The organism is Flavobacterium sp. 22659 (genome assembly GCF_052044235.1).
GTDB classification, from domain to species: Bacteria; Bacteroidota; Bacteroidia; order Flavobacteriales; family Flavobacteriaceae; genus Flavobacterium; species Flavobacterium johnsoniae.
Map to the genome: position 1 here is coordinate 48,715 of NZ_JBQEMU010000008.1, position 23,483 is coordinate 72,197.

Below are 23,483 nucleotides of genomic sequence, written 5' to 3' on the forward strand. Positions count from 1 at the left end.
TTTTCGCATAATTTTAAGAAATTATAACTTTAATAGTATTATTTTAGCAAAAAAGTCCCTAAAAGCAAATGCCAAAGATATTAGTAATAGAAGATGATATTTCATTTTGTAAACTATTAGAGAAATTTCTAACAAAAAACAAATATGAGGTATCTGTCGCTTTTTCCGCTTCAGAAGCCAGAGCAATAATCAAAAATGAATCATTTGATTTGATTTTGACAGACTTGCGTCTGCCTGATTCTGACGGTATTGGACTTATGTCTGAATTCAAAAATGAATACCCTGAAGTTCCGGTTATATTGATGACTGGATATTCAGATGTAAATACAGCTGTAAAAGCAATAAAAAACGGTGCAGCTGATTATATTTCAAAACCATTTAATCCCGATGAAGTTTTACTGGTAATTACAAATGCTCTCCAGACTTCAAAGGAAGAGGAAGAAGAAATTGAAACTCCTGTAAAACAAAAAAAAGCTGTAAAAAAGACCGCTTCAACTGAAAATGAATTTGTAAAAGGAATCTCAGTTGCTTCAAAAAAACTTTTGGATCATATTCAGCTGGTAAGCCCAACTGATATGTCAGTTTTAATTATCGGTGAAAGCGGTACCGGAAAAGAAATTATAGCTAAAAGCATTCATCAGCAAAGCCAGAGAAAAAACAATAATTTTATTGCGGTAGACTGCGGTGCGATTCCAAAAGAATTGGCGGCGAGTGAATTTTTTGGACATTTAAAAGGTTCTTTCACGGGCGCTATCAGCGATAAAATGGGATATTTTGAAGCTGCAAACGGAGGAACTCTTTTTCTTGATGAAATAGGAAACCTTTCTTATGAAAACCAAATTCAGTTATTGCGTGCGCTTCAGGAAAGAAAAATAAAACCTGTTGGAAGCAATAAAGAAATAAACGTCGATATACGCATTATTACTGCGACAAACGAAGATTTGCGCGAAGCAGTAAAAAACGGCGATTTTAGAGAAGATTTATACCATAGAATCAACGAATTCTCTATTCAGTCTCCATCATTAAAAGATCGTGACGAAGATTTAATGGTTTTTGCAGATTATTTCCTTGAAAAAGCCAATCAGCAGTTAAATAAAGATGTTATAGGTTTTTCACCGGAAGTAGTTTCTATTTTTCAAAACTACAGCTGGCCGGGAAATTTACGTGAACTTCAAAACTGTGTTAAACGATCTACGCTTTTAACTCAGGGCGATTTTATTGAAAGTGATGTTCTGCCAATCGAATTTTTTCAGGCAGAGAAACAAAAGCCAGGTTTTAGCAGTACTAGTTTTTCATTGTCAGACAATGAAAAAGAAGCCATTATTCAGGCGCTTAATAGAACTCAAAACAATAAATCTGAAGCTGCAAAACTTTTAAAAATTACCAGAAAAACACTTTACAATAAATTAAAGCAATACAATATCGATTAAACTATTTCCTGTTCTAAAGCAGTAAATAGTTTAGTTGTTTTTGCTTTTAAAGCAGCATAAATATCCCTCAAATCTGAAATTTCCAGATTATTCTGCTCTAATGTTTTTAATATTGTCCCAATATCGCGGGCTTCTATCTGCTTGAACATTGGTGCAATTCGGTGTGCTATAGAATTTATTTCGGGAATATTTTCTTCATTAACCGCTTTTTCAAGTAAATCTAAATTTTCATTACTGCTTATTATAAAAGCTTTTAAAACGTCATTCAAAGCATCATTATCATTCCCCAAAAAATCTTTTAGAGTTTCTAACGAATACAATTGAGGTGAAGTAACCTCTGCGGGATCATTTATTTCAACTTCAGGAAGCGTTTCATTATCTAAAATATTCTGAATGGTTTCTAATAATATTCTTGGAGAATAAGGTTTTTTAATTACCGTTGTAAAACCAGCTCTGGTGTAAATAGCAGAATCAAGATCAGTTCTTCCGGTTAAAGCAATTACCGGCTGATTTTTATATATACCGTTTGACGAATTGCGAAGTTTTTCCAAAAACATAAAACCATCAATTTCCGGCATTTGAATATCGGTAATCACAAAATCGAATTTAGTATTCTGAATTGCTTCCAGAGCTTTTCCTGCGCTGGTAAAAGAGAATACTTCGTGGTTTTCCTGTCTTAAAACACCGCTTGTTAAATTGAGAAGATTAATATCATCATCAATAACAATGAAAGTTTGTTTTTTCGTATTTCGATTAATGTTTCGCTTGATTTCTTCAACTGTAATTTCGCTGTGATCGAATACCAAAGGAACTTTAATTTCAAATGTGCTTCCTTTTCCAAAAGTACTTTCCAGACTAATTCTTCCGCCCATAAATGAAATTATCTTTTGGCAGATAGAAAGGCCTAGACCAGTTCCGCCATATTTCTTTTCGATATTTTCATTCGCCTGGGCAAACTCTTCAAAAACTAGTTTTAGATTGCCTTTCTCAATTCCAATTCCAGTATCTTCAATTGTAATAACAAAAAAGTTTTCGTTTTCACTAACATACGAACTGATTTTGATATGACCTTCTTCGGTAAATTTATAAGCATTCCCAATAATATTGCTCAAAATCTGTTTCAGTCGAAACGGATCGCCTACAACTCTCGTGCTCAGTTTTTCATCTACATTAATAATCAAATCAATGTTTTTTTGTTTGTAAACTGTCTGGATATTTCGGGCTGTATCTTCAATAATTTCAGGGAGAAAAAACGGAACTTTCTCAATAGTGATTTTTCCGGCTTCAATTCTCGAAAAGTCTAATAAATCCTGAACCAGCTGCGTAATATATTCAGATGAATTTTTGATGTTTTTAATAAAATACGACTGTTTCGTATTAATATCAGAATTACCCAAAAGTTCAGAATAGCCCACAATAGTACTCAAAGGCGTTTTCAAATCATGACTTACCGTCGAGATTAATTGTTCACGGCTTTTTAATAAATTCTTGGTTTTGAAATTCGCAATCTCAAGCTGTTTTTTATACACCTGCGATTTTGAATAATCACTTACAATTAAAACAGAAAAGAACAGAGTCAAAATTAAACCAGCAATTGCCGAAGCCGTCACAATTTCGTTGACTTTTTTAAGTGATTTTTCTTTTAAGGAATTGTTTTTTATTGAGTTGATAATAATTTCTCGTTCTATAATACGAAGTACTTTTCGAAGCTGGTCTGAAATTGCAATTTCATTTTTCAACAATTTATTTTCTTCAAAATTCAGCGTTTCCTTTTTCTTTTCTGCTTTCATTTTTACGTTGCTAAGCAGTTTTTTAGAATTGGCCAAAATAGAATCCGATGCTTTTTTACTCAATGTGTTAGTGCTGTCGTCGGGAATATTTTGATTTAAATAATCCACATATTTCTGCAGTACATTTCGCTGATAACTTCCTAACTCATTTGGATTTTTGGTAAAATCCTGAAGCTCCAGTTTTCGAAGATTAAATTCCATTTTTGTAATCTCATCAATAGCATTATTGACAGAGACTTCATCTTCGGCTTTGTTTTTTATGGTTTTTAACTGCCTGATGTTTTCTGTTTTTTCAGACAATAAAAACGTTACACTATCCAAAAGTGTTTTTTGATATTGTGTGGTAACGATTTGTTTTAGAGTGTCAATTCTGGCCTTTAAAGAATCGGTTTCGATGAGGTAGCTTTTAAAATCTTTTTCAGAATTAGTCTGAATGGTTTGTCTGGCTAAACTTTCTGTTTTGTAAACATTCGAAAATAATTTACTTACACGCAGAATTTTGGTTTTTTCCTGAGCAATTTTATCTTCCAGTTTATTGTAAACTACATTTTCAGAGTATAAAAACCATCCCACAGTTACTACCAAAGCAAGTAATGCAACATAGCTGAATAAAACTTTGAGTGCTGTGTAACTTTTTTTGCTCTCCATAATATTTATTGGGGTTGGGGAAGTTTTTTAATATTTGAATTCCATGCAATTTATCTAAAATTTCAATTTAACAAAAGGAAATATAAATCAAATGTTTATATAATTCCAATGTTCTAAAAATAAAATAACCGCAGATTATATAAATAATGCTGCGGTTAAGTTTATTTTAATTCTTGATTTTACAATGTCTCGTTCAGCCATTTAAAGAATTCTCCCTGCCAAACCTGAGCATTTTGCGGATGCAGAACCCAGTGGTTTTCATCTGGAAAATATACAAAACGGCTTTTGATGCCTCTTAACTGCGCAGCCTGAAAAGCTTCTTGTCCCTGCCCGATTGGTACACGGAAATCTTTCCCTCCCTGGAAAATCAAAATTGGTCTGTTCCAGTTTTGAACCAAAGTTGCCGGGTTAAAAGTTGTGTAAGCTTTTTGAGCCACAGCATTGTCTTTTTCCCAATAAGGTCCGCCAAAATCCCAGTTGTTAAAGAAAACTTCTTCAGTTGTTCCTAACATTGAAACCGTATTGAAAACACCATCATGAGCGATAAAAGTTTTAAAACGATTGTTGTGAATTCCTGCTAAATAAAATACAGAATATCCTCCGTAGCTGGCACCAACACATCCTAAACGGCTTTTGTCAACATAACTTTCTTTGGCAACGTCGTCGATTGCAGAAAGATAATCGTCCATAACCTGTCCGCCCCAGTCTTTACTAATCTGTTCGTTCCATTCAACACCATGACCCGGCATTCCGCGGCGGTTTGGAGCAACAACAACATATCCTTTTGCTGCCATTAAAGAGAAATTCCAACGGAAAGAATACGATTGTGTCAACGCGCTTTGAGGTCCGCCTTGGCAGAACAATAAAGTTGGATATTTTTTAGAAGCATCAAAATTTGGTGGAAGGATTACCCAAACCAGCATTTTTTTACCGTCAGTTGTTGTAACGTAACGTTTTTCGGTTTTGCTTAATGCTAAAGTTTTATAAGTATCAGTATTTACGTTTGATAATTGTTTCCAGGTATTTTTCTTCAAATTATAAGAAAAAATCTCTCCGGCATGATTCATGTCTGTTCTGGTAACGATAATATCGTCTCCAGAAAAACCTACTAAATCATTTACGTCAAAATCACCGTTTGTTAACTGACGAACTTGAATCGCGATTTTAGTCAACCCCGGAAAGTTAACAGAGAAAAGTTGTTTTGTTCCGTCAATTGGTGCAACAAAAAATACCGTTTTTCCATCTTTACTCCAGATAAAATTATCTACAGTTCCGTCCCAGTTTGCCGTTAAATTTGTTTTGATTCCTTTAAACTCAACAATAATATCGTTTTTGTCAGACTCATAACCATCGCGTTTCATTTGTAACCAAGATAAATTTCCTGTTGGAGAAAACTGAGGTGCTGTATCGTAACCTAAATTATCATCGGTTTTATTGGTTGTTTTTTGAGTTTCTAAATTATACTCATAAATATCTGTGTTTGTAGAAATCGCATAAGCAGTTCCTGCTTTTTTCTTGCACACATAAAAAATGCTTTTGCTGTCTGGTGACCAGATATAATCTTCGTCGCCGCCAAAAGGTTTTTGCGGAGAATCAAAATTTTCACCTTTCAAGATGTCAATTCCTTTTGCGCCGTCTTTGTTTTCTTTATAAAAAACGTGATTAAATTTTCCTTCGTTCCAGGTATCCCAATGACGGTAATCTAATCCATCATAAATTTGAGCATCAGATTTGTCTAATTTTGGATAAAAATCTTTACCTAAAACTTTATCAATTTTTACTTCTTCGTTGTACACAACATATTTTCCGTCTGGAGAAATGTTTTTATCAGCAAGAATGTCTTTTGTATCTTTAATTTCGGTTGCATTTCCGCCGTTTACAGGAACAGTGTAAAATTTAGAATGCGATTTGTTTTCTTCTACAGAAGGTGTAGAAACCTTAAAAACTACATTTTTTGCATCTTTAGAAATTCCAAGAGGTGTAACTCTTCCTAATTTCCATAACAATTCCGGAGACATAACATTCTGCCCGATAGCGTTTAAACTCATCATTATTAAGGTTGTTAATAATACTTTTTTCATAATCAAATTATTCTATTTTTTTGTGTGCTAAAAATACAACATTTAAATCCCAATTAGTTAAATCCCAAATCCCAATTATTGTTAAAGTTTTTGAATGATATTGTACAATTGTCAGCCTGAGCGAAGTCTAAGGGTGCAAAGTATGAGGCTTCAACTTCGCTCAGCCAGACAAAGTATTTAAATGAACTTACATTTTTTATATGGTTTAAAAAAATCATTATTTTTATAAAAACTCTAAAAAATGGAACTAAGCTACTGGGAACTAAAAAACTGGTTCACGAATGTTGATTATACAATTGCAGGGAGCGGAATCGTGGGTCTGCATACAGCATTACGCTTGCGCGAAAGATTTCCTGCTGCCAAAATTCTGATTCTCGAAAGAGGAATGCTGCCACAAGGCGCGAGTACCAAGAATGCTGGTTTTGCCTGTTTTGGGAGTTTGTCTGAAATTATGGAAGACCTAAAAACACATTCAGAAGATGATGTTGTGGCACTTATCGAAAAACGCTGGAAAGGTTTACAATTACTTCGAAAAAAATTAGGAGATCAGGCAATCGATTTTAAACCTCACGGCGGATATGAATTGTTTCTAAAAGAAGATGAATTTGGGTTTAACGAATGCATTTCTAAAATTCCGTTTATCAATGAAGTTTTGAAACCGCTTTTTAAAGCCGATGTTTTTTCAAAAGAAGTAGATCGATTTGGATTTGAAAATATTCACGAGTATTTAATTTTTAATCCGTTTGAAGGACAAATTGATACTGGAAATATGATGCAGGAATTGTTGAAACAGGCAGTTTATGCAGATATTTTAATTTTAAATCAGCAAACAGTAAAATCGTATGCTGATGCCGGAAATCATGTTGAAGTTGTGGTGAACGATTTTAGCTTTAAAACTCATAAACTGCTTTTTGCAACCAATGGTTTTGCAGGCGAAATAACAAAAGGAGCTGTAAAACCTGCAAGAGCGCAAGTGCTTATTACAGAGCCTATTCGTGATTTAGATATTAAAGGTACGTTTCATTTAGACCGCGGTTATTATTATTTTAGAAATATTAACGATCGTATTTTGTTAGGAGGCGGTCGAAACCTTGATTTTGAAGGTGAAACAACAACTGAATTTGGAGAGACGAAAATTATTCAAAATAGATTGGAAGATTTACTGAAAAATGTAATTTTACCAAATCAGGATTTTCAGATTGCGCACCGATGGAGCGGTATCATGGGAATAGGAAATAGTAAGAATCCTGTCGTAACCCAGCTTTCTGAAAATGTGTTCTGCGGAGTGCGTTTAGGTGGAATGGGAGTGGCGATAGGAAGTTTAATAGGAACAGAATTAGCAGATTTAATATAATGGCAGCAACCAAGAAACCAGTACCAAAAACGACTACAAATAAACCAAAACCTAAAACAGCATCTTCAAAAAAATCAAATCGCTCTTTTGGAGAAAAAGTAAAATGGTTTTTTATTAAAGCTGCTTTGTGGTTCTTTGGAGTTTCAATCGCATCGGTTGTGTTTTTTAAATATGTACCAGTACCTTTTACACCTTTGATGATTATTCGTGCTATCGAAAATAAAATGGATGGAAAAGAGGTTTATTTTGACCATGACTGGGAACCAATTGAAAAAATTTCAATGAATTTGCAAAAAGCAGTTATTGCCAGTGAAGATGCCACTTTTTTAACTCACAATGGTTTCGATTTTAAAGCGCTTCAAAAAGCGTATAAAAGCAACGAACGCGGACGCCGAATTCGAGGCGGAAGCACCATTTCGCAGCAAACAGCCAAAAACGTTTTTTTATGGCAGGGAAAAAGTTACCTACGTAAAGGTCTTGAAGCTTATTTTACCGTTTTAATTGAAATTATCTGGGGTAAAGAACGAATCATGGAAGTGTATTTAAACAGTATCGAAATGGGCGACGGTGTTTATGGTGCTTATGCAGCAACTGAACATTGGTACCGCAGAGATGCTTCGAGTTTAACGCCAATGCAGGCTGCTGGAATTGCAGCAATTTTGCCAAATCCAAGAAAATTTAAAGCCACAGGATCATCAAGTTATATTAACAGAAGAAAAGAAAGAATTGTTCGCGAGATGCGTTATGTTGGAAAAATCAATTATAAAGGAGATGGGAAAAAGTAAAAAAGCATTTTTTGCTTTTCTGATTTTGACCACAGCGTTAACTTTTGGACAAGGAAAAACTACAGAAATAGGTTTTATAACCGACAATGATTTATATACATCGTCTAAATACGATATGTATTATACCAATGGTTTGGAACTTTTTTATCGATTTTTATCTAAAAATGATAATCAGAAAATCAATAAAAAAATCACCGAATTTAGAATTGGGCAATATCTTTATAATCCAAGATTTATAAACAAAGAAGCAGTTACTATAAACGACCGCCCTTTTGCAGGATATCTTTTTGCCGAAGCCGGAAGAAGTTTTTTTTATGAAAGCGAATCAGTTTTAAAAACAGATTTTCAAATTGGATTTATAGGGCCAAATTCTCTTGGAGAAAATTTACAGAAAGGTTTTCATAACATGATTGGTTACAAAAAAGTATATGGCTGGGAAAACCAAATTCATAATGCTTTAGGACTTCAGGCGCATGTTATGTATTCTAAAAAAATGTTTCCTTCTGCACACAATGATTTTGTTGATCTTCATTTTCAATCAGAAGCTAATTTGGGAACTATTTTTACAGGAGTTTCAACAGGATTTATGGCGAGATTTGGGTTTAAAAAATTAATTCCAATTTACGATTCTAACCTTCATGATGCTTCGGTAAGTGCAAATGCTCAGCCAAATATTAGAGAATTTTATTTTTATGCAATGCCAAGTGTTAATTATCAGTTTTATGATGCCACGATCGAAGGCAGTATGTTTAACGATTCAAGCCCAATTACTTTCGATTTGGTACCGCTTCGTTTTAATGGAGAAGCTGGTTTAAAATACCGTCGTAACAATTTCAATATTTCATATTCTTTTATTTACCGCGGAAGAGAACTTAAAGGCGATGTTAACGATACAAATACTGGATATTTTTATGGTTCGATTCGATTAGGATTTTTGTTGAAGTAATATCTGTATCGTAAGAAATGAGCCGATTTATATATAAAGTATTGTCTTTAATTTTTGCTCTTTTTTTTATCTATTGCATGGTACAGTTTATTAGTACCAATGCCTTCGAAATTAGGCATTTTAGAGGTTATACAGATGTAAAACTTGCTGCGATTAGAATACTTATTCTTTTATTCAGTTTGTTTTGGGCAATAGTTTTTTTTCTTATTGACAGGCACAAAAACAAGTAATTATTTAATAAGCTGAATTATTTCAGGATATACTTTATGGAAACAGATTTACAATCTGTGTTATCGAGTTTTAAAATCAAAATCTATAAAGTCCCTACGAGACAAATGTTTGGGGCTGTAATTTTATTCTACCAATATGTAACTCCTAACGGAGTAATTTTTAAGTTTAAATATTGAAACAGGTATCTAATTTTATTTTACCAATATGTAACTCTAGCGGAGTTTTTTTAAGTTTAAATATTTGAAACAGATATCTAATCTAAAATTCTATCAATATTTGTTTACTCCTAATTAATTTCCCGGAAATACTCCGTTAGGAGTTACATATTGGTAGATTGAAAAACCCACCAAAAAAATATCCCGTAGGGATTACCCGAACACAAAGTAATTCCTTAGTTAGAAAACAAAAAGCCAATTCTGTTTTTAGAAATGGCTTTTTTATATGATAAATAGAAAGGACTTATTTCCCCTTCATTAATTTTTCTAAATACTCAACTTTATCTTTTTCAACCTGAACCAAACGCTCATAAAGTTCAACTACTTTGTCAAGAGGATTGAAATTGCAAATTGCTCCACTGGCAAAATTTCCAAAATTTCCGTGGCTATCTGTGAATGTGTTAAAATAATTAAACACATTTTCTTCCGAAAAACTTTTTATAGCTTCTGGAGTTACACCAAGTGCTTTTGCTATTTCAATAAGTTTTGCCTCGTCTATAGTTTCACTATTTTCTATTGCAGAAATAGCTTGCTGGTTTGTTCCTAAAGCTTGTGCCAAAGCTTCTTGCTTCATGTCGCGAAGTTCACGAATACGGCTTATTTTTCGCCCTATATGATTTGGTTTTGTTGCTGTGCTCATAATTCAAAGGTATTTAAAAAAACTTTTACAAATCGATTTTCAGTAAAAAACAGACTTGTTTTGGTAAAATACGATTTAGCGTTTAAAAGAAGTAAAAATACAACTTTTCATACGATTTTATTTTGTTTTAATACGTTTCATAAATTATCTCATCATTCATTTTCAGGTTTTTATCAAATGAGATATACAAAAACAATTGTCCTGCGGGTGATTCGCCAGCATCGAAACCTATTCGAAAAGTATTTTCGTCTTCAAAAATAATATCAGATGGTTTTAGGCTTTCAACATCTTCATTAGGATGTTGTTGTTTAATAAAGTTAATAGCGTCGTGATTGAGTTTAGAAAAGTTTTTCCCAAAAGTTTTTATTATCGTTTTTAGTTTTTCTATTTCTTTATAAGTCCTGGCTCCTGTAGAAACATAGAGTTCTTTATCCTCAAAAATAAGATTCGCGTTGTAAGTCGAAGTTGATACATTATATTTAAAAATGCCTATTTCATCTATTAGAAAGTCTTTTTCCCAGATGAGATTATTGGAATAATCCAGTGTTTGCAATTTTGTATTGTGACTGGTATCTAATACAGAAATTTTGTTGTTTGAACAATATAGAGTTTCAAGTAATTTATTCTGGCTGATATCAAGTGTCGTGATATGGTTATAAAAACAACGTAAATCTTCCAGAATTACATTTTTTGCCAGCTCTATTGATAAAAGAGAATTATTGGCACAATGTAAAACTTTTAATTCTGGACAATCACTTACATCGAGACTTATTAATCCATTTTGACTGCATTTTAAATTTTTCAATTTAGGTTTTACTCCCAATTCAATTCCAAAAATATGGTTGTAAGCAAAGTCAAGTTCTTCTAAAAGAGAATTGTTCTCAAGATCCAGATTAGTTAATAGGTTCCAATGACAAATAAGTTTTACTAATAGTAAATTATGGCTTGTGTTTAATTTTTTTAATCTATTGAAAGCGCAATTAAGATGTTCTAAATGTGTATTTGCAGATAGATCAAGTGATAGAATTTCATTTTCATTACAAATTAATTCTTTTAGTAATAAGTTTTGGCTAATGTCAATAGAACGGATCTGGTTATAAGAGCAGTCTAAGCTGTTTAATGAGGTAAAATATTCAATACCATTTAAATTTTCTAACTTTTGACTTTTTAAATTAAGTGATGTGATATTTTTTACATCGCTTATTTGAATACTTGTTTTGTCCTTCGAAAAATTTTTCAGGACATAATCTCTAAATCCAGAATCAGTAAAAGAATTGGTAATATCCATAATGTCATGTAATTAAATATAATGGGTAACAAACTTGCAGTTCTCGACTAAAGAGAATTAATAGTAATGTATATATTATATTTCAAAATCTATTAATAATTTGTGTAAAATCGAGAATGCTTGGTGTATTTTATATTTATCTATTTCAATTTCATTAAAAAGATTGATTCAAATTATTTTCGTTCTACTACATCAAACTCATAATTAGAATCGCCGCTACCCATTACTCTGCCTAAAAAATGTGTTGTATAGGTACTGAATTCTTCAAATTCCAGATCTTTTAAAAATCGTGATAATTTTATTTTATGCTCTTTAGATGAAAAAGATGCTCTATCGGTTGGTATTTTTTCCCAATTTTCTTTACTGAATACTGCTGCTCCTTCTATTATGTGTAAGGAACGCACAATAGTAATGGTGTCGCCTTTTATGCGTAAAACTTTTACCAAAGTTCCCTTCGAGAATCTCATGCCATTCTCATACCAGTCACTTTTGTAGATATCTCCAGATTGTGGTTTGTCTAGAATTTCTTGTATTTTAGAATTTCTATATTCTTTTATGCGTGTCATAGCAAGTCCTGTAATGATAAGTCCTGCAAATAACAAAATACCAGTCCATGGATACAATAACTGCCAAATTGAAGATTTATAAGTGGTGTCTATATTATTTATTTCATTATTAATCTTTTTTGTGTAGCTTTTTTTTGCATAAACTGGTCCTGTTTCTGATTTTACAATATGCTGGCACTCTGTACAATGTACGCTCGTAGTACGGCCCATTCCAAAAACAGGAACAATGATCGATACATATTTCGTGTTTAAGGTAAGTTGTAAAGTGTCTTTTTTATTACAAACCGGACAGGTTTTGCCTAATAACATTTTTTGTGTTAAAGGCTTATTTTTAATTTGATAATAATAAATCATTATTAATTTTTTTTGTTTGCTTCTATCATTTGAAAAAATATCTTCTTGATTTCTATAACATCAAGATCCAAACGTTTTGTTTCTACCCATAAAAGAGCATTTTGATTGTTTTTGCTGGCACGAAAATATTGAGAGAGTTGTTTTTTGTCTTTTATTCTTGAACTGTAATACTCAGGATTTTTTACATATACCATTAAGTAATGTTCGTGGAAAAAGTTATTTATTGAGAAGTCATCACAGTGTTCTATATCTTTCCATTTTACTAAACCAATTTGATCAAAATGGTCTTCATAAAAAACAACGCCTTCGTTTAAGACTGTAATAAATGGTGAGGTATTAGATAAAAATCGTATTTCCTTTAGCAGTTTGCTAAAAATGATAACAAGACATGGAAGTAGTATAAGAACCAATGCGGGTTCGTAATCATCTTGGGTAAAAAAGGAGCCAGATACATACCAAAGGCCGCCTAAAAAAGAAAGGAATAAAAAAGAACATAGAATTATGTTTTTTTGAACCTTTTTTTGAGATATATAAACGTCTTGCTGTAACATAAAAAATAAGACAGATTATTAATTGTATATAAAAACTTACAAAACTAATATATTTAAAATCTATGTTACTGCTGTAAAAAGCTATATTTATATTAAAATAAGCCATTTTTGAAGTAAAAAAAGGATAGAAAATAATTAAATTTTCTATCCTTTATGAGAAAACAGGCTGCGTTTATTATTTTATTAAATAATCATAATCTGCTTTTGAAAGTTTAGTAGGAACACGAAAAAAGAAATCGACATAGTTTTCATATTCTTCCAGATTAAGATGTTCTTTGTTGAAGTGATTTGTAAGTTCTTCAAGACTATAGCGGCTCCAATCTGTTTTCTTTTGGGCGTGTTTACTTCTGTCTTCGGCAGCATAAACCTGCGGGAAAGAAAATTCTTTTTTAACCGTTAAGGATTTTGCCTTAATAGCAGCCTGTTCAAGATTAATCCAGGAATGGATATTTACATCGCCATTTACCTGAAAGTTAAATGTTTTACCGCCTAAACCTTTTCCGGTTGTAAACAAAACTTCGTCTACTGTTACATTGCCCATTATCTGCGAAAAAGTATTGGGTCTTGAAGTGTAATTAACATCGAGATTTTTAGTGTGAAGATTTCCAGTTATTAAAACTTCACGCAGAGAAGCTGTTTTGCAAGTAACATTTCCCAAAATAACAGGAACAGAGAAAAGCGGAATATTTTCTTTTTCTTCTATAAATTTATAATAAACGCCCCACTGTACTTCGTCATGCGGATTAAAAGCTTCAGTTTCGACATTCCCTTCGTAAACGCATATAAACTGCTGGTCAAATTTTTCTTTGTCTTTTGCTTTTTCGTATAATTTCTCAAATGGAGTGCCCACAGGGAGTACAACTTTAAGTTCTTTATAGGTGTATAATTTTAAATTGTCCTGATTGATCATTAATAACGACTTTTAAGATTAATCTAAATTGTCTAAATCCATTTCTTTAGAAAGCTGATCCCATTTTTTGTTGAGGAAATTTTTTGTCTTTTCTAAAAACTCTGGATTTATATCTTTTAGAGTTTGCGCTTTTGGGCTCAATACCGCTTTTCCATCTTTAAACTCAATGTAAGCATGAACAGCATTGTCTCCCCAAAAGAAAGGAAAAACAATTGCTTTGTTTTCAGTACTTTCAGTTACATATTTTTCCATGCTTATGATAAAAGCAAACATTGGAATCATTTCTACAAAGTTTTCACTAAAAAACATCATTCCCCAATTCCACTCTTCGGTTGTTTCATCATAATCTGAAAACGCCATCGCTTCGGGATAATCAATCCAGCCGTCGATAACTTCCTTATTAATATCGTCGTTGTATGTGCGAAGCAGTTCCTGAGTTAAAACCGATTTTGAATACATTTTTCGACTTTCCCAATAGTCAAGCCAGTTTTTATTTAATTCTGGTTCTTCGAGCGGGCTGTTTAAAAACTTCTCCAGCTGTGGTTTTGTAATTTTTACTTTGCAATATAAAGAGCTTAATTCAGACATAGTATGAGGTTTAGATTTATAGTAGTTTTAAATTTTTAAGAGGGATGTTTTAGTCCCATCGGCTTAAATTTCCTTCGGCACGTTCAAATAATTCTTCCAAAACATTTTCAAGAGATCTTTCCGGAAGACCGGTTTCCAGATGTTTCAGTAATTCATTTGTGGCAGCTTTTATATTATCCTGATGACAATAAATATTTGCAAAGTTTCCGTTTTTGTCGAAAATAACATATTCGCCGCTTTCATTAATATCTTCTTCAGACATCATCCAGCCAATACATGGAAAGGCTTCGTTTATTTTTTGGGTTTGTTCTTCGGTAAGAAGTTTATATTCTTGAAGTTCAGGTCTGTCATTTGCCCAAAAAGCAATAATCATATCAATAATGCCCGCAGAATTATGAGAAAAAGATGTTCTTTGTTTCATGTATCTGATTAGGTTTTCTGCCGAAGAAATACGGAAAGTTTCATCAGATTCTATACCGCCGACAGTCTTGTAAAAAGTAATTAATTCTTGTGGCAGAGGCAGAGAAAAATAAGAAGTCAATTCTTGTATTTCTTCATCTGAAGCCAAAGAAGATTCCTGGATTTCATCATATTCAAGTTCGCATGCAGCAATACGGTTTTTAATTTCTTCCATTGTATAAATTTAATTTTTGTAGTTGAAATTTAGAATTTGAATTTTTAGTTCTTAATGACGATTATCGCATTGGATATTAATTTCTTCATTTGATTTGTCGATTACAGAAATACTCGGACAGCCAAAAGAAAGATATTCGAAACCAAAAACAACGGCAGGTTTATTTTTAAAAAGTTTCCCCGTCCATTGATCAATAGAATCTTCTCCATTTTCGTAATTTAATGGAGTAGGAGATGTGCCTTCGCTTTGGCTGAAAAGTTTTTCGATTATAACATCTTTGGTTTTAGAATCAACAACTAAAAGGCGTCTGCCATAAATTATTTTATTGCTGTCCAGATAGTCTTGTAAAAAATACTCATGACTGTCAGTTTTATAAAAATATGTATTGCCTGTTACTGTGTTCTTTAGCAAATTACGATCGTTATTTTTTAAAGCTTTAGACGGATAATCCTTTTTTGCAATTTTTTTCCATGTAATAGGTTTTAAACGTTCTTTCGAAAACGGATTTTCTTTACCTACATATACCAATGCGTCTCTGTAATATTCGCTGAATCCGTTTAAATATTTTTTATTGATTTCAAAACCAATCATAAAATCATAATTGTGATACGGCCAGTCTTCTTCTGAAGAATATCCATTTAACATTGCGGCAGTTTTCAGGTTTTTTACTGCAAAAGAAACCAGTTTGTTTTTGGCATAATCATAAACAAACAATGAATCGGTTTCAGAAATATTGGTTTTAGAGAAAAATCTTTTTCTGTAGTTTTTATCAAACGTAAAATAGGCCGCATTTTCTTTTCCTATTTTTTCTATGTTGGGTAAAGCAAGCGTGTCTTTTTCGTCGCCAGCCGGATAAATATCCGAAAGAGAAACAAAAGCAACATCGCTGCTGTCTTTTGGTGTAAGGGTAAATAGATAAATGCTTTCTTTTCGCGGGGTTTCTTCAGTTTCTTGTAAAGTGTCGGTTTCTGTTTCTGTATGTTCAGTTACTTCTGGAAGTGTACCTGTTGTATTTTCTTTTTTGTTGCAGGAAAAAAGGAACAGCGTAAGAACTGTTGAAAGGGCGTATAGTTTTATTTTCATAAATTAAATTGGGGTTTAATAAAGGTTGTACAAGATAGAAAATTTACAATTTGTAAGAAGAATTAATCTGTTATGCGTTTATATTTTGTTATAGAAATTGGTTTTTTTGTGTTTAGGAAATTATCAGAAAAATTAAATCCCTCATTGCATTTGTAAACCAGTAAATTGTATTGAATATCTATTTCACAATAAGGTGCGTGGTGATCGCTGTTTTCTGCGGGCAGGATTAATTTGCTGTCTTTTATAAAAGCTTTATAAGCGTCAATATTCTCTTTTTTATCTATGCTGCCAGTCCAGGTGTTTACGGTTGCATAATCATATCCTTCTTCAAAATAAAAAGTGAGATACAGTTTTTGGGTTTCATCGTACCATGTTCCGCCATATTTTTGAGTCAGTCCCTTTATATTGAGCATTTGTGATACAATATTTCCTGTTTTTTTATCGAAAGTAATAGTTTTGTTTGGTCCGCCGTAAAACAAAGTCAGCGTAATGGTACTGTCGGTTTCACTTTTAAAAATAATATCTTTTGCTGTTCTGATTTTGATATCCAGATTGTCATCCATAAGCTCAGAATCGGTGCATTTGATAATTCTTTTTTCAAATAAACCTTTTTTCTCAATTATTTCAAGCCACGGATTAACCATAACACCGTAGCCTACAATTTGTGCTCTGTAATTTTTGTTAAGATCTTTATTTTAGTATAAGCCTAAAGATGTGCTCGAAAGTAATAAAGTATAAAAAGGGAGCATCATAGCAATAATGCTCATTGCAAATGTTATGAGTAATGCTGTCAAAAAGAGTTTTGCTAAGAGCTTTTTCCAAAAAACGATAATAATTACAAAACTGCTTATCAGCCAGAGCCATGATAAAACCACATCGCTGTAGTAACCGCAAAGACTGATTTCTTTAAAATAATATAACAGACAGTCCAGCACAAAAAGTACACAGATAATGAAATAGGTTCGCAATATTATATTTTTACTCTGACTCATAATTTTTTTAAGATATAATGTAAAGTAAATAAAGTAACTATGGATAAAACCCAAATAGGCAGAAATGATAATGAAAGTGTATAAAGCAATTCTTCTTTAAAAAGATAAGTGCTCCACGACGATTCACGATCGACAAAAATGCTGTAATTCCAGAAAAACCAAACTGAAATTAAGGATATTAATTCAATTGTAATTTTTAAATATTTGTTTTTTATGAAAGTAAAAAGCAGAAACACAATTGTTAGAAAAACGGTCGTAAAAACGGATACTAAATAAGCATCGTCAAAAAAATGACTGTCTGGATTTCCGCTGGAAATTCTTTCAGAGAGACTTCCCATTGCCCAATATATTTCTATGAAAGTAAAAATGAAAAGCAGAAACGCAATTATAATGAGTTTTTTGAAGAATGATACTATTTTGGGTTTTACAGTTTGATTCATTTTTTAATTCTGATTACTGAACAAAAATATGAAACCTGTTTAAAGAAATATCTTTCAAAAGTGATATTTGTTTTTAAAATAATTTCAGTTTAAAATGTAATGCCTCAATATTTGATTTTTGTCAATTATTACAATAAAAAACAAAAAACCATACCTAATAATTTAGATATGGTTTTTTGTTTTAAAATCAGGAGATTTACATTATAAACAGATAATCTATTTCTGAAATGCCAAAAGCTATTTAGTCTTTTTTATTTTAATACTATTAATATAAATTTGTTCAGCAGAGATTAATAAATCGTAAAATTGGCTCCCAGTTTTCTCTCCTTCAATCTCATTTAAAGAATCTGAATAGGATAGTAATGAAGCATTTTGAAGCAGATATTCCCTTTCTTTTTTCCCCAATCTGAAAGTAGTTATTTTAACTGTTTTCAGCATTTTTGGGTTTGCTATCCATTCGAGCTGTTTACTATCTGGTATTCCAGTAAGAGAGATTGATATAGTATAGTCAAGTGCAGGTTCCTCCTCATTAGTCCTGTCATATTTATAATAGACATTGTAACATTCATAAGTTTTAGAGTTTTTCGGGTTGGATTCTACAAACTCCATAACAATTTTTAGACCAGGGCCTGCTTTTTGCTGAGCATAAATTTTTAGTGATATGACTAAAGACACTGTTAAAATAAGCAAGTTTATTTTTTTCATTTTTATTGCTTTAGTGTGGTTTTAAGAATAGAAATTTGTTCTATGATTAGAAATGACTAAAAATATTATTTTTTCTTTACTGATATTCCGTTGATTTTAATTTGCTCTGCTTGAATCATCAGGCTGGAGGAGGCATTATTATCTACTGAGTCTTTGTAATAGTATATAGATTCTAAATATGACTTTACAGAAGCATTTTGAAGCAGATATTCTCTGTCTTTTTTTCCTGATTTGAAAGAAGTTATTTTAATTGTTTTAAACATTTGTGGATCTGCAATCCATTTTATCAGGTTATCATCTGCTATATCAAAAAGAGATATTATCATATCGTAATCATTTGATAGTGTTACATCATTAGATCTGTCGTATTTAAACGAAAAATTCTGGCATTCGTATGTTTTAGCGTTAGTTTGGCCTTGCTCTTCCAGCTGCATAAGAATTTTTGCATCAGATATTGTTTCCGTTTGTGCCTGGGAATGTAATGCGAATAACAGCGTTATTCCTAAAATAATCCATTTTGTCTTTTTCATTTTTATTGATATTATTTGTTTTACTACTACGATCTATACAAATTGAACATCAAAATTAATCATGACGATAATTTTTCTACAGCCATAAAAGGTAAAAATGTATTAGAATAAGGCAATAATCAATGACTTGAAAAGAAACTAAAATATTTGCGTTGAGAATTTTTAAAATTTGGTTATTGTTAAAGCAAAACTAAATGCTTAACCTTTTGATAATATGGTGAATAGTTTTAATTTTTATTTTTATTCAAAATTAAAACTATGGAAATTAACTGGATTGTAATAGGAGCTGTCGTACTATTGGTTGTTCTTTTGGTTGTACTAACGATCAGAAAAAATCAAAAAGAAAAAAAGAAACTAACAGACTTACTGAATAATGATTTCAAAAAAGCTGAAAAAGCCGATGTAGATGCTGAGGATTCTGCTAATGAGAAATAACTAAAATCTAAAAAAACAAAACCCTTGTAAAACTAAATTTACAAGGGTTTTTAATTTTGTGGAGAATACCGGATTCGAACCGGTCACCCCTTGCCTGCCAGGCAAGTACTCTAGCCAAATGAGCTAATCCCCCAAAGTCATAGCAAATAAAGTCATTTAATTTTCAAAAAACAAATTTAGAAACCTATCAGGTAAAATATTTTTCAAAAGCGTAACTTTACATTAAAACTGTTTTTATGAGTTCAGAAATTATAAAGGGTTCTTTAGAAACCTCTTTTCAAAATACAATTGCGACGGTGCAGTTTGGGCATCCGGCAAGTAATTCTTTCCCGCGTGAATTATTGGACCGACTTACATCTGAAATTAATGAATTAAGCCGAAATGAAAAAGTTTCGGTAATTATATTAAAAAGTGAAGGTGCAAAAACATTTTGTTCAGGCGCTTCGTTTGATGAACTTTTGCAAGTAGAAAATGAAGAACAGGGAACTGAATTTTTCTCTGGTTTTGCACATTTAATAAATGCAATGCGTAATTGTAATAAGCTGATTATTGGCCGTGTTCAGGGAAAAGCTGTTGGGGGCGGCGTAGGAATTATTTCTGCCTGCGATTATGTTTTTGCAACTCCAGAAAGTGATGTAAAATTATCAGAACTTGCCATTGGCATTGGACCTTTTGTGATCGAACCGGCAGTTTCACGAAAAATAGGTAAAACCGCAATGTCTGAAATGACTTTGGCAGCGCACGCATGGAAATCGGCAGATTGGGCTTTTCAAAAAGGATTATATTCTGTTTTAAGCAATGCTGAAAACCTTGATGCCGAAGTTGAGAGTTTTGCGCAAAAATTAAGTTCATACAATCCCGAAGCTTTAAAAGAAATGAAAAAGATTATCTGGGAAGGTACAGAACAATGGGAATCTCTTTTGTTCGAACGTGCTGCTATTACAGGTAAACTCGTTTTATCTGATTTCAGCAGAAATGCTTTGTTACAGTTTAAAAAATAGGTATGATATAAGTCATTGATTTTAGAGAAATAGTAACATAGTTTTGAAAAACATTTTAAAAACAATTTTTCACTATATAAATTATTGAACATGACTATCATTTCACTATTTCAAAATGTCGATGTTGCAGAAAAAATAAAACACGCGCCAGACAGCAGTTACCAAATAGGAGTTGTTATTGGATCTTTCATTCCGTTTCTGGTTTTAGGAGGAATTGCCTTGTGGATGTATAACCGTGCTAAAAAAAGAGATAAAAACGGTTATTAATTTGTAAATTTGCAACCTTAAATTAAAAATCGATGAGTAATATCAGAATTACAAAACAATTTAGCTTCGAAACCGGGCATGCATTGTACGGTTACGACGGAAAATGCAAAAACGTTCACGGGCACAGTTATAAATTATCGGTAACGGTTATTGGTTCGCCAATTACAGACCGATCGAATGTAAAGTTCGGAATGGTAATTGACTTTTCTGATCTAAAGAAAATTGTAAAAGAAGAAATCGTCGATCAGTTTGATCATGCGACTGTTTTTAACCAAACGACACCGCATATAGAATTGGCAAATGAATTAAAAAATCGCGGCCATCATGTTATTTTAGTTGATTATCAGCCAACGAGTGAAAACATGGTTGTAGATTTTGCAGAAAGAATTAAAAACCGTCTGCCTGTTGGAATTTCTCTTTTCTCATTAAAACTTCAGGAAACAGAATCTTCGTTTGCAGAATGGTACGCATCTGATAATTTGTAAAAAAGTCCAAAGTTAAAAGATTTTATCTTAGTTGTTTAAAAATCTAAGAAGTCTAACAATCTAACAATTTAAATGAAAAAAATATATTTTGCTTCAGATCAGCATTTTGGTGCGCCGACTCCAGAATTGAGTTTACCGCGCGAAAAGAAATTCGTAGCCTGGCTTGATGAGGTTAAAGAAGATGCAGAAGCAATTTTTTTATTAGGAGATTTATTTGATTTTTGGTTCGAATATAAAACCGTCGTACCAAAAGGATTTGTTCGAATTTTAGGTAAACTGGCTGAAATTCGCGACAGCGGTATTCCTATTTATTTTTTTGTTGGAAATCATGATCTTTGGATGAATGATTATTTTGAAACCGAATTGAATATTCCAGTTTATCACGATAACAAAGAATTTACTTTTAACGGGAAGACCTTTCTAATTGGTCACGGAGACGGAAAAGGTCCAGGCGATAAAGGGTATAAAAGAATGAAAAAGGTATTTACAAATCCGTTTTCAAAATGGCTTTTCCGCTGGCTTCATCCAGATGTTGGCGTTAGTCTAGCGCAATATCTATCAGTTAAAAATAAATTGATTTCTGGAGATGAAGACATTAAGTTTTTAGGTGAAGAAAAAGAATGGCTTATCTTGTACGCTAAGCGAAAACTAGAAACCAAACATTATAATTATTTTATTTTTGGGCATCGTCATTTACCAATGATTCGTCCAGTTGGCGAAAATTCCGAGTATGTTAACCTGGGCGACTGGATTGGCTACTTTACTTATGGCGTTTTCGACGGAGAGACTTTCGAACTTAAGGAATACAAGAAATAATTACTTCTTATTAGCCGGGTAAATTCCAATTTTGTGTGTTCGTAAAGAATAACTAGATATTGCAGCAGTATTTGACTGCTGAAAACGAATAGCATTTGAATCCTGTTTTGGCATATGGCATTCTATGCAATTTTCTGCCATTGCTGTTCTTGATGCAGTTTTTAGGGTTTCTGGAGTGTGTTTTGAATCCTGATGACAGCTCATGCAGATTTTAGAATACGAAACCATGCTTTTAGAAGTATTCTCATGCGGATTGTGACAGTTCATACAAGTCATAGTTTCGTTTTTCTTGAAACATTTACTTTGTGATAATAATCCAAGCTGATTACCGTGAACATCGTAAACTTTATTATCATTTGATCCCGGAACGCCTCTAAAATAATCCAGAAGATTATCGCCGGGTCTAAACTCAAAACGAGATTTTATTTTTAGTTTATCATTTCCTGAATGACAAATTGCACAGGCATCTATTTTTTGTTGTCGGGTTAATTTTTTAAAAGAAACAATATCCTGTGCCAGTTTTAAATCAGGAAACTTTAAATGAGTCTGCACATGTTTTTTTGCCGGGCCGTGGCATCGCTCGCAGTCTATGCCATAGATTAACGTTTTTGAGTTCATAAAGTCTTCTACTTCCATGTTCGTGAACGTAATGCTGTCTGAACTCGTTGTAATATATCTGCTTGCTATGTTTGAACTATGACAGCCGTAACATTCTTTTTCAATCTTTCTCTCAAAATTTGGTACAGTTGCCGAATATCCCGGACTTGTAGCCCAGCTGTTCAAAGATTTATAATAAGAAACAGGCAATTCGTATGTGTAATGATTCTTCCAATATGCACTGGTTTGAGCATGTTTAACACCAAATAAAACCTCAAAAGGATAAGCTTCTACTTCTTTATTGTTTTTATACAAAACCTGATATAAAGTATCGTTTCGCTCTTCCATCACCAGTTTGGTGTTTTTGTCATATACAAAAGTGTTTTTTCCTTTCGAAAAATGACCCAAAACGTTTTCTTTAAGAGCGGGAGAAGTTGCTTTAAAATGTGAACTGTGAAAAGCAGATTCTGATTCTGCTTTATGACATTGAATACAGCTTTCTGAACCGGCATAGTTAGTACCACGCGGATCAATGTATTCATCTGATTTGTTTGTGCAGTTTGTTAAGAAAACCGACAAAACCATAAAAGCAATAAGAATGCAGATATTTTTCATTGTCGTAAATATACTTTATTTTGAATACAAACAAAATATATTTCAATAATGAAAAAATAGTGTTAATTTATTTAGAATAATTCTTAGTTTAGTCCAACTCCGTAGACATATTCATCAAGTTCAATTTTAAACAAAGAACCTTCGACTAAATCTTTAATCGATTTTAATTCGGTCATAGAAACGGCAAGATCTATCGAATTGCATGGCGTTTTCAATAAAAATTTATGGCAGGAATATTTCATTTCGCAAGCTTCACAGCAGGTGTTTTCAAGAAGGCTGTCTTCAATTAAATCACAAAACTGATTCAATTCGGAAATTGTAAAATAAAAGCCTGTTTCTTTAAAAACCAATTGAACTTTGTCAAGAATAGTTTGGCTGTTTTGTTTCCAGTAAAAGGCAATTCCAAAATTGTTATGATATATCTGTTCTATTTCTCTCATCGTTAATCCTTTTATTCCAACAAATATAAATATTATTTATATTAATTCTAAATAAAAAATTCATAA

26 protein-coding genes and 1 tRNA gene are annotated in these 23,483 nt (G+C 32.3%); 9 read left to right on the forward strand and 18 right to left on the reverse strand.

Annotation, left to right across the window (positions count from 1 at the left end):
- The first annotated feature begins 68 nt into the window (after positions 1–68).
- Positions 69–1,430: a sigma-54-dependent transcriptional regulator gene (locus tag ACTJIW_RS10260; RefSeq protein WP_121359948.1), complete on the forward strand. Its 1,362-nt coding sequence runs from the start codon at positions 69–71 to the stop codon at positions 1,428–1,430.
- Here ACTJIW_RS10260 and ACTJIW_RS10265 read toward each other — a convergent pair.
- Both ACTJIW_RS10265 and ACTJIW_RS10270 read right to left on the reverse strand, forming a co-directional pair.
- A complete protein-coding gene (locus tag ACTJIW_RS10265) occupies positions 1,427–3,868 on the reverse strand; it encodes an ATP-binding response regulator (RefSeq protein ID WP_440716144.1) in 2,442 nt (813 codons plus the stop codon). The genes ACTJIW_RS10260 and ACTJIW_RS10265 overlap by 4 nt on opposite strands.
- A gap of 179 nt (positions 3,869–4,047) precedes the next feature.
- On the reverse strand, positions 4,048–5,949 hold the full coding sequence (locus ACTJIW_RS10270) for an alpha/beta fold hydrolase (RefSeq protein ID WP_440716143.1): 1,902 nt from the start codon (positions 5,947–5,949) through the stop codon (positions 4,048–4,050).
- A 241-nt stretch (positions 5,950–6,190) separates the two neighbouring features.
- On the opposite strand from ACTJIW_RS10270, the gene ACTJIW_RS10275 reads away from it, so the two are divergent.
- The 3 genes from ACTJIW_RS10275 to ACTJIW_RS10285 are packed head-to-tail and all read left to right on the forward strand — an operon-like array spanning position 6,191 to position 9,034.
- The gene (locus tag ACTJIW_RS10275) at positions 6,191–7,303 is read left to right on the forward strand and encodes an NAD(P)/FAD-dependent oxidoreductase (protein ID WP_440716142.1); all 1,113 of its coding nucleotides are present in this window, start codon (positions 6,191–6,193) and stop codon (positions 7,301–7,303) included.
- Positions 7,303–8,088, forward strand: a complete 786-nt coding sequence (gene mtgA / locus ACTJIW_RS10280; protein WP_073410646.1) for a monofunctional biosynthetic peptidoglycan transglycosylase — start codon at positions 7,303–7,305, stop codon at positions 8,086–8,088. Before ACTJIW_RS10275 ends, mtgA begins: the two co-directional genes overlap by 1 nt.
- Entirely contained in the window at positions 8,075–9,034 is a 960-nt protein-coding gene (locus tag ACTJIW_RS10285; RefSeq protein WP_121362810.1) for a lipid A deacylase LpxR family protein, read from the forward strand. Before mtgA ends, ACTJIW_RS10285 begins: the two co-directional genes overlap by 14 nt.
- A gap of 690 nt (positions 9,035–9,724) precedes the next feature.
- On the opposite strand, the gene ACTJIW_RS10290 is transcribed toward ACTJIW_RS10285, so the two are convergent.
- The 13 genes from ACTJIW_RS10290 to ACTJIW_RS10350 all read right to left on the reverse strand — a co-directional run bounded on the left by ACTJIW_RS10290 (position 9,725) and on the right by ACTJIW_RS10350 (position 18,761).
- Positions 9,725–10,120, reverse strand: coding sequence for a helix-turn-helix domain-containing protein (locus ACTJIW_RS10290; RefSeq protein WP_073410645.1), 396 nt, complete (start codon positions 10,118–10,120; stop codon positions 9,725–9,727).
- Between the two features lie 127 nt (positions 10,121–10,247).
- On the reverse strand, positions 10,248–11,408 hold the full coding sequence (locus ACTJIW_RS10295; RefSeq protein WP_440716141.1) for a leucine-rich repeat domain-containing protein: 1,161 nt from the start codon (positions 11,406–11,408) through the stop codon (positions 10,248–10,250).
- 173 nt (positions 11,409–11,581) lie between these two features.
- Positions 11,582–12,283, reverse strand: coding sequence for a hypothetical protein (locus ACTJIW_RS10300; protein ID WP_440718452.1), 702 nt, complete (start codon positions 12,281–12,283; stop codon positions 11,582–11,584).
- 47 nt (positions 12,284–12,330) lie between these two features.
- Positions 12,331–12,879: an STM3941 family protein gene (locus tag ACTJIW_RS10305; RefSeq protein WP_121359955.1), complete on the reverse strand. Its 549-nt coding sequence runs from the start codon at positions 12,877–12,879 to the stop codon at positions 12,331–12,333.
- Between the two features lie 175 nt (positions 12,880–13,054).
- Positions 13,055–13,789 carry a hypothetical protein gene (locus ACTJIW_RS10310; RefSeq protein ID WP_440716139.1) on the reverse strand — a complete coding sequence of 245 codons (735 nt, stop codon included), beginning with the start codon at positions 13,787–13,789 and terminating at the stop codon, positions 13,055–13,057.
- A gap of 18 nt (positions 13,790–13,807) precedes the next feature.
- Positions 13,808–14,377: a hypothetical protein gene (locus ACTJIW_RS10315; protein ID WP_440716138.1), complete on the reverse strand. Its 570-nt coding sequence runs from the start codon at positions 14,375–14,377 to the stop codon at positions 13,808–13,810.
- Positions 14,378–14,426: 49 nt separating this feature from the next.
- Positions 14,427–15,011, reverse strand: coding sequence for an SMI1/KNR4 family protein (locus ACTJIW_RS10320; protein WP_274251596.1), 585 nt, complete (start codon positions 15,009–15,011; stop codon positions 14,427–14,429).
- Positions 15,012–15,062: 51 nt separating this feature from the next.
- A complete protein-coding gene (locus ACTJIW_RS10325) occupies positions 15,063–16,094 on the reverse strand; it encodes an oxidoreductase (protein WP_440716137.1) in 1,032 nt (343 codons plus the stop codon).
- A gap of 62 nt (positions 16,095–16,156) precedes the next feature.
- Entirely contained in the window at positions 16,157–16,738 is a 582-nt protein-coding gene (locus ACTJIW_RS10330) for a hypothetical protein (RefSeq protein WP_440716136.1), read from the reverse strand.
- 51 nt (positions 16,739–16,789) lie between these two features.
- Positions 16,790–17,086, reverse strand: a complete 297-nt coding sequence (locus ACTJIW_RS10335; protein WP_440716135.1) for a hypothetical protein — start codon at positions 17,084–17,086, stop codon at positions 16,790–16,792.
- Positions 17,083–17,526, reverse strand: a complete 444-nt coding sequence (locus ACTJIW_RS10340; RefSeq protein WP_440716134.1) for a hypothetical protein — start codon at positions 17,524–17,526, stop codon at positions 17,083–17,085. Before ACTJIW_RS10340 ends, ACTJIW_RS10335 begins: the two co-directional genes overlap by 4 nt.
- A gap of 237 nt (positions 17,527–17,763) precedes the next feature.
- A complete protein-coding gene (locus tag ACTJIW_RS10345; RefSeq protein ID WP_440716133.1) occupies positions 17,764–18,231 on the reverse strand; it encodes a hypothetical protein in 468 nt (155 codons plus the stop codon).
- Positions 18,232–18,296: 65 nt separating this feature from the next.
- Positions 18,297–18,761, reverse strand: a complete 465-nt coding sequence (locus ACTJIW_RS10350; RefSeq protein ID WP_440716132.1) for a hypothetical protein — start codon at positions 18,759–18,761, stop codon at positions 18,297–18,299.
- 258 nt (positions 18,762–19,019) lie between these two features.
- Here ACTJIW_RS10350 and ACTJIW_RS10355 point away from each other — a divergent pair, with 258 nt between their 5' ends.
- Positions 19,020–19,196: a hypothetical protein gene (locus tag ACTJIW_RS10355; protein ID WP_165768459.1), complete on the forward strand. Its 177-nt coding sequence runs from the start codon at positions 19,020–19,022 to the stop codon at positions 19,194–19,196.
- A gap of 59 nt (positions 19,197–19,255) precedes the next feature.
- Here the strand turns inward: ACTJIW_RS10355 and ACTJIW_RS10360 are convergent.
- Positions 19,256–19,329, reverse strand: a tRNA-Ala gene (locus tag ACTJIW_RS10360).
- Positions 19,330–19,432: 103 nt separating this feature from the next.
- On the opposite strand from ACTJIW_RS10360, the gene ACTJIW_RS10365 reads away from it, so the two are divergent.
- The 4 genes from ACTJIW_RS10365 (at position 19,433) to ACTJIW_RS10380 (ending at position 21,765) form a co-directional block, all read left to right on the forward strand.
- The gene (locus ACTJIW_RS10365; RefSeq protein ID WP_440716131.1) at positions 19,433–20,197 is read left to right on the forward strand and encodes an enoyl-CoA hydratase/isomerase family protein; all 765 of its coding nucleotides are present in this window, start codon (positions 19,433–19,435) and stop codon (positions 20,195–20,197) included.
- A gap of 90 nt (positions 20,198–20,287) precedes the next feature.
- Positions 20,288–20,464 carry a hypothetical protein gene (locus ACTJIW_RS10370; protein ID WP_012022687.1) on the forward strand — a complete coding sequence of 59 codons (177 nt, stop codon included), beginning with the start codon at positions 20,288–20,290 and terminating at the stop codon, positions 20,462–20,464.
- A 32-nt stretch (positions 20,465–20,496) separates the two neighbouring features.
- Positions 20,497–20,949, forward strand: coding sequence for a 6-pyruvoyl trahydropterin synthase family protein (locus ACTJIW_RS10375; RefSeq protein WP_012022686.1), 453 nt, complete (start codon positions 20,497–20,499; stop codon positions 20,947–20,949).
- A 72-nt stretch (positions 20,950–21,021) separates the two neighbouring features.
- Positions 21,022–21,765, forward strand: a complete 744-nt coding sequence (locus tag ACTJIW_RS10380; protein ID WP_440716130.1) for a UDP-2,3-diacylglucosamine diphosphatase — start codon at positions 21,022–21,024, stop codon at positions 21,763–21,765.
- On the opposite strand, the gene ACTJIW_RS10385 is transcribed toward ACTJIW_RS10380, so the two are convergent.
- Positions 21,766–22,977, reverse strand: coding sequence for a cytochrome c3 family protein (locus tag ACTJIW_RS10385; protein ID WP_440716129.1), 1,212 nt, complete (start codon positions 22,975–22,977; stop codon positions 21,766–21,768). It lies immediately after the preceding gene.
- An 83-nt stretch (positions 22,978–23,060) separates the two neighbouring features.
- Positions 23,061–23,417, reverse strand: a complete 357-nt coding sequence (locus ACTJIW_RS10390) for a hypothetical protein (RefSeq protein WP_012022683.1) — start codon at positions 23,415–23,417, stop codon at positions 23,061–23,063.
- Positions 23,418–23,483 lie beyond the last annotated feature (66 nt).

What these genes read in the sequence shown, in the direction of transcription:
- ACTJIW_RS10285 (WP_121362810.1), top strand. Translation starts at nt 8,075, where the DNA reads ATGGGAAAAAGTAAAAAAGCATTTTTTGCTTTTCTGATTTTGACCACA.
- ACTJIW_RS10310 (WP_440716139.1), bottom strand. Translation starts at nt 13,789, where the DNA reads ATGATCAATCAGGACAATTTAAAATTATACACCTATAAAGAACTTAAA.
- ACTJIW_RS10290 (WP_073410645.1), bottom strand. Translation starts at nt 10,120, where the DNA reads ATGAGCACAGCAACAAAACCAAATCATATAGGGCGAAAAATAAGCCGT.
- ACTJIW_RS10380 (WP_440716130.1), top strand. Translation starts at nt 21,022, where the DNA reads ATGAAAAAAATATATTTTGCTTCAGATCAGCATTTTGGTGCGCCGACT.
- ACTJIW_RS10300 (WP_440718452.1), bottom strand. Translation starts at nt 12,283, where the DNA reads ATGTTATTAGGCAAAACCTGTCCGGTTTGTAATAAAAAAGACACTTTA.
- ACTJIW_RS10365 (WP_440716131.1), top strand. Translation starts at nt 19,433, where the DNA reads ATGAGTTCAGAAATTATAAAGGGTTCTTTAGAAACCTCTTTTCAAAAT.
- ACTJIW_RS10355 (WP_165768459.1), top strand. Translation starts at nt 19,020, where the DNA reads ATGGAAATTAACTGGATTGTAATAGGAGCTGTCGTACTATTGGTTGTT.
- ACTJIW_RS10335 (WP_440716135.1), bottom strand. Translation starts at nt 17,086, where the DNA reads ATGAGTCAGAGTAAAAATATAATATTGCGAACCTATTTCATTATCTGT.
- ACTJIW_RS10295 (WP_440716141.1), bottom strand. Translation starts at nt 11,408, where the DNA reads ATGGATATTACCAATTCTTTTACTGATTCTGGATTTAGAGATTATGTC.
- ACTJIW_RS10315 (WP_440716138.1), bottom strand. Translation starts at nt 14,377, where the DNA reads ATGTCTGAATTAAGCTCTTTATATTGCAAAGTAAAAATTACAAAACCA.
- ACTJIW_RS10330 (WP_440716136.1), bottom strand. Translation starts at nt 16,738, where the DNA reads ATGGTTAATCCGTGGCTTGAAATAATTGAGAAAAAAGGTTTATTTGAA.
- ACTJIW_RS10270 (WP_440716143.1), bottom strand. Translation starts at nt 5,949, where the DNA reads ATGAAAAAAGTATTATTAACAACCTTAATAATGATGAGTTTAAACGCT.
- ACTJIW_RS10345 (WP_440716133.1), bottom strand. Translation starts at nt 18,231, where the DNA reads ATGAAAAAAATAAACTTGCTTATTTTAACAGTGTCTTTAGTCATATCA.
- ACTJIW_RS10265 (WP_440716144.1), bottom strand. Translation starts at nt 3,868, where the DNA reads ATGGAGAGCAAAAAAAGTTACACAGCACTCAAAGTTTTATTCAGCTAT.
- mtgA (WP_073410646.1), top strand. Translation starts at nt 7,303, where the DNA reads ATGGCAGCAACCAAGAAACCAGTACCAAAAACGACTACAAATAAACCA.
- ACTJIW_RS10305 (WP_121359955.1), bottom strand. Translation starts at nt 12,879, where the DNA reads ATGTTACAGCAAGACGTTTATATATCTCAAAAAAAGGTTCAAAAAAAC.
- ACTJIW_RS10390 (WP_012022683.1), bottom strand. Translation starts at nt 23,417, where the DNA reads ATGAGAGAAATAGAACAGATATATCATAACAATTTTGGAATTGCCTTT.
- ACTJIW_RS10260 (WP_121359948.1), top strand. Translation starts at nt 69, where the DNA reads ATGCCAAAGATATTAGTAATAGAAGATGATATTTCATTTTGTAAACTA.
- ACTJIW_RS10275 (WP_440716142.1), top strand. Translation starts at nt 6,191, where the DNA reads ATGGAACTAAGCTACTGGGAACTAAAAAACTGGTTCACGAATGTTGAT.
- ACTJIW_RS10385 (WP_440716129.1), bottom strand. Translation starts at nt 22,977, where the DNA reads ATGAAAAATATCTGCATTCTTATTGCTTTTATGGTTTTGTCGGTTTTC.
- ACTJIW_RS10340 (WP_440716134.1), bottom strand. Translation starts at nt 17,526, where the DNA reads ATGAATCAAACTGTAAAACCCAAAATAGTATCATTCTTCAAAAAACTC.
- ACTJIW_RS10320 (WP_274251596.1), bottom strand. Translation starts at nt 15,011, where the DNA reads ATGGAAGAAATTAAAAACCGTATTGCTGCATGCGAACTTGAATATGAT.
- ACTJIW_RS10350 (WP_440716132.1), bottom strand. Translation starts at nt 18,761, where the DNA reads ATGAAAAAGACAAAATGGATTATTTTAGGAATAACGCTGTTATTCGCA.
- ACTJIW_RS10370 (WP_012022687.1), top strand. Translation starts at nt 20,288, where the DNA reads ATGACTATCATTTCACTATTTCAAAATGTCGATGTTGCAGAAAAAATA.
- ACTJIW_RS10325 (WP_440716137.1), bottom strand. Translation starts at nt 16,094, where the DNA reads ATGAAAATAAAACTATACGCCCTTTCAACAGTTCTTACGCTGTTCCTT.
- ACTJIW_RS10375 (WP_012022686.1), top strand. Translation starts at nt 20,497, where the DNA reads ATGAGTAATATCAGAATTACAAAACAATTTAGCTTCGAAACCGGGCAT.